Raw genomic sequence first — 5,651 nt, forward strand, 5'->3', positions numbered from 1 at the left:
GAGCAGGACCGTGCGCTGCCGCCGGACACCAGCACCAGCGCTCCGACCGCCAGCGCGGTGTCGGAAGCGCCTTCGGAGTCGGCCTCCGCGAGCGCGTCGGCCTCCGCCTCGTCCTCCCCGTCGGCCTCGGCCTCGCCGTCCGCCTCGGCGTCCGCGTCGCCGTCGCCGTCGAGGTCCGCGCCCCGTACGAGCCCGAGCACCGGTGACGGGCCGGCCAGTCCGTCCGCCCCGGCGTCGACGGCCAAGGAGACGGGCACGGTGTCGGAGGAGCCGTCCGGAAAGCCGGCCGGGGGGACGCTGCGCCGCGGCGACAGCGGTGCGGCGGTGGTCGACCTCCAGAAGCGGCTGAGGCAGCTGTGGCTGTACCCGTACGACGACGCGGACGGCCGCTTCGACGAGGACGTGGAGCAGGCCGTGAAGGTCTACCAGTGGGACCGCGGCATCCAGGGCGACCCGCTGGGCGTCTACGGCCCGCACACGCGTCGGGCGCTGGAGGCCGAGACACGGTCGTCGTGAAACGGATTGGCTTTACCCCGCCCCGTTTTGTATCGTGAAGGAACAAAGTGGCTTCGCCCGTATTCCCTGACCGGCGGGCGAGGCCGCTTGTTTTCCTTCCGCCGCGCTCTGGAGTCCGTATGACGACCGTCCTGACCGCCCGCGCCCTCCTGCTGGACATGGACGGCACCATCGTCAATTCGGACGCGGTGGTGGAGCGGGTCTGGCGGGCCTGGGCGATCGAACACGGGCTGGACGCCGAGGAGGCGCTGAAGACCGTCCACGGGCGCCAGGGCTACGCCACGATGGCCGTCCTGCTGCCCGACCGCCCCATGGAGCAGAACCACGCCGACAACCGCGTGCTGCTCGCCCAGGAGACCGCCGACACCGACGGCGTCGTCCCGGTCGCCGGCGCGCCGGCCTTCATGGCCGCGGTCGCCGCCCTGCCGCACGCCCTGGTCACCTCGGCCGACCTCGCGCTGGCCACGGCCCGGATGAAGGCGGCCGGGCTGCCGATGCCGCAGGTCCGTGTGACGGCCGAGTGCGTCGGCGCCAGCAAGCCGGACCCGGAAGGCTTCCTGAAGGGCGCGGCCGAGCTGGGCTTCGCCCCTGAGGACTGCGTGGCGTTCGAGGACTCGGAGGCCGGCATCACGGCGGCCCGCGCCGCGGGCATGCGGGTCGTCGGTGTGGGTCCCCGCGCCGCGGCGATGAAGCCCGACATCCATGTGCCGGACCTCACCCGCCTCACGATCACCGCGCACGACGACGGCACGATCGGGCTGCGCGCCGCCTGATCCGCGGCTCAGCCCGTGATCGCCTCGAAGAGGCTGAAGCCGGCGAGGGCCAGCATCAGGCACGCGGCGACCTTGGTGATCAGCTTCAGCGGCACGTAGCGCATCAGCGTCCGGCCGCCCAGGATGCCGATGGCGGCGACGGCCCACAGCGCCAGCACGGCGCCGATGCCGACCGAGACGGGGTTGTCGTAACGGGCGGCGAGGTTGGCCGTCATGATCTGGGTGAGGTCCCCGAACTCGGCGACGAGGATGAGCATGAAGCCCGCGCCCGAGACCTTCCAGAACGACTGGTCGGCGGGCGCCTTGACGGTCTCCCCCTCGTCGTCGCCCTTCTTCAGCAGCAGCATCAGCGCGCCCGCGAGGAAGAGGACACCCACCACCGCCTGCACCAGCCGGTGCGGCAGCAGGGTCAGCACGCTGCCCGCGGCGATGGCGAGCGCGACATGGACGGCGAAGGCCGCCGCGACACCGGCGAAGACGTACGAGGCGCGGTAGCGGGTGCCCAGCATGAGACCGGCCAGGGCGGTCTTGTCGGGCAGTTCGGCGAGGAAGACGACGCCGAACGTGATCGCCATGACGGTGAAGCTGATCACGGATGAATCCTCAATCGGTAGGCGCGGCGCGGCCCTGCCGAGAGTGACCTGAGGCGTTTCAGGGGTCGCTTCGGCACGGCAGCGCCATGGATGGACACATGGGCACTGCGGCCGAAGGTCTCGCTGGCGACCGCCGCTGGCGGGCCGCCTCCGGGCGCCGGCCGGGCACGAGGCCCAGCAGTATGTCGACGGTCCGGCGAAGAGCTACTCCCCTTCTGCGCTGAACAGAGTACGCGAGGACCCCCGACGAACGCGAAGCGCCGCCGTGCGTTCCCGCGGCCGGGCCGCTCCGGAAGCTCCCGGGCGGGTCCGGGTCAGGACCCGGCGTCCGGGCCCCGTGTGCTGTCCCGGTGCAGGCGTCCCCTTGCCACCAGTTCCACCACCAGGGCCACCGCGACCGCCTGGACCGCCATCAGGGCGACCAGTACGAAGAGCTGCACCGCGCCCGCCTCCACGGGGGAGGCGCCGCCCAGCAGCATGCCGACGAAGGCACCGGGCAGTGTGACGAGGCCCACGGTCCTGGTCTGGTCGAGGCCGGGGAGCAGCGCGTCGGACGCGGGCTCGCGGGCGACCTGGAGGCGGGCGTCGCGGTCGGCCAGGCCGAGGGCGAGTCCGGCCTCGACCTCACCGCGGCGCTGCTCGAGCTCGTCCAGCGCCCGCCGGCCGCCGACCGCCGTCACGCTCAGGGCGCCGCCGATGAGGATGCCGGTCACGGGGATCAGCGTGATGCCCTTCACCGGCACCAGTCCGGTGAGGAGCAGCGCGGCCACGACGGGGAGCACTCCCGCGGCGATCGGCAGACCGGCCCACCACCAGGTGCCGTTGGCGGTGATGCGCCGGCCGGCGGTACGGACGGCGACGGCGTACATCAGCACGAGGAAGGCGAGCAGCAGGGGGACGGAGCGGACGACCCAGCCGATCGCCAGTGACACGACGGCGAGTTGGACCGCCGCGCGCACGCCCGCGACGGCGATGTCGCGGGAACGCCCGAGGTGGGCGACGGCCGCGACGGTCGCCGCGGCGACCAGCAGGACGGCCAGTACGGCCCCGAGGGTGAGGTTGACCGGCAGCAGCACGCCGCAACATTACGACGCCACAAGGATCATGTCGGCGCGTCAGAACCCTTGATGTGACGTGCCCATGTCGCCACCCTGTTACCTGGCGCCCATCCCCGAGAAACCTGGCGCCGCGAACATGGCCACGCCCGAACGGCCAAGTTCCCCCCACCTCGAAGGAGTTCGCATGTCAGGTGTCTACGCGCGTCGCAGCCGCGGCGTCCGCCGCGCAGCCGTGCTCGCCGTCACGTCCGCCCTCGCCATGGCGGGCCTGCTGGCCACCTCTCCCACCGCGCAGGCCGCCCCGCCCACCCCGGTCAGCGCCACCACCGCCCGCAGCTACCTCAGCCAGCTGACCGTGTCCGCGGAGGGCTCCTCCACCGGATACAGCCGTGATCTGTTCCCGCACTGGATCACCCAGTCGGGCGCCTGCAACACCCGCGAGGTCGTGCTCGAGCGGGACGGCACGAACGTGGTGCAGGACTCCAGCTGCGCGGCGACGAGCGGCCGTTGGTTCTCCCCCTACGACGGCGCCACCTGGTCCGCGGCCTCCGACGTCGACATCGACCACATAGTCCCGCTGGCGGAGGCGTGGCGTTCCGGCGCGAACAGCTGGACCACGTCCAAGCGCCAGCAGTTCGCCAACGACCTGACCCGCCCGCAGCTCATCGCCGTCACGGACAACGTCAACCAGTCCAAGGGCGACCAGGACCCGGCGGAGTGGCTGCCGCCGGTCACGTCGTACCGCTGCATGTACGCCCGGATGTGGGTGCACACGAAGTACTACTGGAACCTCAAGGTCGACTCGGCGGAGAAGAGCGCGCTGCAGAGCATCCTGAACGGCTGCTGACCCGGGCGCCGCACAGGGCCGCGCCGAGGACACACCACGGGTTCGCGGAACCGGCCCGCCCCTCTCCGTCGTTCCGTACCGTACGGGGCGACGGAAGGGGCATCACATGACCGGGCTTCGCCTTGGGCCGCTGCTGCGGCACGTCGACTGGGACACGGGCACCGCCGCGACCGTCTGGGTCGAGACCGGCCGCCCGTGCACGGCGGAGGTCCGCTGCGAGCAGGGCGGCGGCGGCTCTTCCCGCACGTTCACGGTCGCGGGGCACCACTACGCCCTCGTCACCGTGACCGGCCTGACACCGGGCTCGTCGACCGCCTACGAGGTGTTCCTCGACGGTGAGCGCGTCTGGCCGCTCGCCGACTCCCCCCACCCGCCCAGCACCATCCGCACCCCGGAGGTCCCCGCGGACTCGGTGCGGGTCACCTTCGGCTCCTGCCGCTGGGCCGCCCGCCCCGCCCGCGGCCGCGACCCGGTGGGTCCCGACGCCCTGGACACCCTCGCCGCCAAGCTGGCCTCGGCACCCGAGGAGGAGCGCCCCGACGTCCTGCTGCTGCTCGGCGACCAGGTGTACGCGGACGAGGTCTCCGAGGCCACCAGCGCCCGGCTGTCGGCCGGCCGCGACCGCGAGGTGCCGCCGGGCTCCGGGGTCGCGAACTACGAGGAGTACACCTGGCTGTACGACGAATCGTGGCGTGACCCCGACGTCCGCTGGCTGCTCTCCACCGTGCCCAGCTGCATGATCTTCGACGACCACGACGTCATCGACGACTGGAACACCAGCACGGCCTGGCTGGCCGAGATGCGGGCGACGCCGTGGTGGCGGGATCGGATCCTCAGCGCGCTGATGTCGTACTGGGTGTACCAGCACCTGGGCAATCTCTCCCCCGCCGAGCTGGCCGCCGACCCGCTCTACAAGGCGGTGCGGTCGGCGCCCGACGGCACACAGGCGCTGCGGCAGTTCGCGGAGGCGGCCGACCGGGACGCGTCCGTCGCGCGCTGGAGCTACCGGCGGGACTTCGGCCGGACCCGGCTGCTGATGATCGACACCCGTGCCGCCCGCGTCCTGGACGAGCAGAACAGGTCCATGCTCGACGCGGACGAGGCCGCCTGGCTGCGCGAACAGGCCCTGGAGGGACGCGGCTCGTACGACCACCTCCTCCTCGGCACCTCACTGCCCTGGCTGCTGCCGCCGCTGATCCACGACGCGGAGACCTGGAACGCGGCACTGTGCCGCGGCGAGCGGGGGGCGTGGTGGGCGCGCTTCGGGGAGAAGGTGCGCCGCCACGCGGACCTGGAGCACTGGTCGGCGTTCCCTTCCTCGTTCGAGGAGCTGACGCGGCTGATCATCGAGGTGGGCAGCGGCCCGGACGCGCCGGCGACGGTGTGCGTGCTCTCGGGGGACGTCCATCACGCGTACGTGGCGGAGCCGGAACGGCCCGGCGATCCGGCGGACGGTTCCGGTGCCGCGAGCGCCGTCGCCGCCCCGGACGCGCGGGTGCTCCAGCTGACGTGTTCGCCCGTGCACAACTCCGTCCCCAAAGCGGTGAGGATCGGCTTCCGGTTCGGCTGGAGCCGAGCGGGACGGCGACTGGGCCGGCTCTTCGCCCGGCACGGCCGTACCGGCGAACCTGTCGTCCGCTGGGGGCGCGGGGGCGGCCCGTGGTTCGGCAATCAGCTGATGACCCTGACCCTGCGAGGGCGGAGGGCATCGCTGCGGCTGGACCGGGCCGGTGCGGAGGGCGCCGACGGCCGCGGGCGGCTGGCGACCGTGTTCGACCGCCCGCTGACGGACGGCTCCTGACGGGGCTCGGCGCCCGGGGAGCGCCGCTTTCCCGCCAAACCGCCGGGCGCTCGGCCGAGGACG

Annotated in this window: 7 protein-coding genes; 4 read left to right on the top strand and 3 right to left on the bottom strand. The window is 72.9% G+C overall.

Annotation, left to right across the window (positions count from 1 at the left end; translation table 11 throughout):
- Nucleotides 1-257 (bottom strand): hypothetical protein (locus ACWGH4_RS30025; protein WP_453466453.1); only part of this gene is annotated, 257 nt, incomplete at its 3' end.
- Between the two features lies 1 nt (nt 258).
- Between ACWGH4_RS30025 and ACWGH4_RS30030 the strand changes: the two genes are divergently transcribed.
- Together ACWGH4_RS30030 and ACWGH4_RS30035 are read left to right on the top strand one after the other, a co-directional pair.
- Nucleotides 259-516, top strand: a complete 258-nt coding sequence (locus ACWGH4_RS30030) for a peptidoglycan-binding domain-containing protein (protein WP_453466455.1) — start codon at nt 259-261, stop codon at nt 514-516.
- A 119-nt stretch (nt 517-635) separates the two neighbouring features.
- Complete coding sequence (locus ACWGH4_RS30035) at nt 636-1,289, top strand: HAD-IA family hydrolase (protein ID WP_453466457.1); 654 nt, start codon at nt 636-638, stop codon at nt 1,287-1,289.
- A gap of 8 nt (nt 1,290-1,297) precedes the next feature.
- Here the strand turns inward: ACWGH4_RS30035 and ACWGH4_RS30040 are convergent, their stop codons facing one another.
- Both ACWGH4_RS30040 and ACWGH4_RS30045 read right to left on the bottom strand, forming a co-directional pair.
- The gene (locus ACWGH4_RS30040; protein ID WP_441262768.1) at nt 1,298-1,882 is read right to left on the bottom strand and encodes a TMEM165/GDT1 family protein; all 585 of its coding nucleotides are present in this window, start codon (nt 1,880-1,882) and stop codon (nt 1,298-1,300) included.
- 314 nt (nt 1,883-2,196) lie between these two features.
- A complete protein-coding gene (locus ACWGH4_RS30045) occupies nt 2,197-2,958 on the bottom strand; it encodes an ABC transporter permease (RefSeq protein WP_453466460.1) in 762 nt (253 codons plus the stop codon).
- A gap of 166 nt (nt 2,959-3,124) precedes the next feature.
- Here ACWGH4_RS30045 and ACWGH4_RS30050 point away from each other — a divergent pair, with 166 nt between their 5' ends.
- The gene (locus ACWGH4_RS30050; protein WP_441262770.1) at nt 3,125-3,787 is read left to right on the top strand and encodes an HNH endonuclease family protein; all 663 of its coding nucleotides are present in this window, start codon (nt 3,125-3,127) and stop codon (nt 3,785-3,787) included.
- Between the two features lie 106 nt (nt 3,788-3,893).
- On the top strand, nt 3,894-5,588 hold the full coding sequence (locus tag ACWGH4_RS30055) for an alkaline phosphatase D family protein (protein WP_453466462.1): 1,695 nt from the start codon (nt 3,894-3,896) through the stop codon (nt 5,586-5,588).
- Nucleotides 5,589-5,651 lie beyond the last annotated feature (63 nt).

It is taken from the genome of Streptomyces sp. NPDC054847 (assembly GCF_053610925.1).

What these genes read in the sequence shown, in the direction of transcription:
- ACWGH4_RS30035 (WP_453466457.1), top strand. Translation starts at nt 636, where the DNA reads ATGACGACCGTCCTGACCGCCCGCGCCCTCCTGCTGGACATGGACGGC.
- ACWGH4_RS30050 (WP_441262770.1), top strand. Translation starts at nt 3,125, where the DNA reads ATGTCAGGTGTCTACGCGCGTCGCAGCCGCGGCGTCCGCCGCGCAGCC.
- ACWGH4_RS30055 (WP_453466462.1), top strand. Translation starts at nt 3,894, where the DNA reads ATGACCGGGCTTCGCCTTGGGCCGCTGCTGCGGCACGTCGACTGGGAC.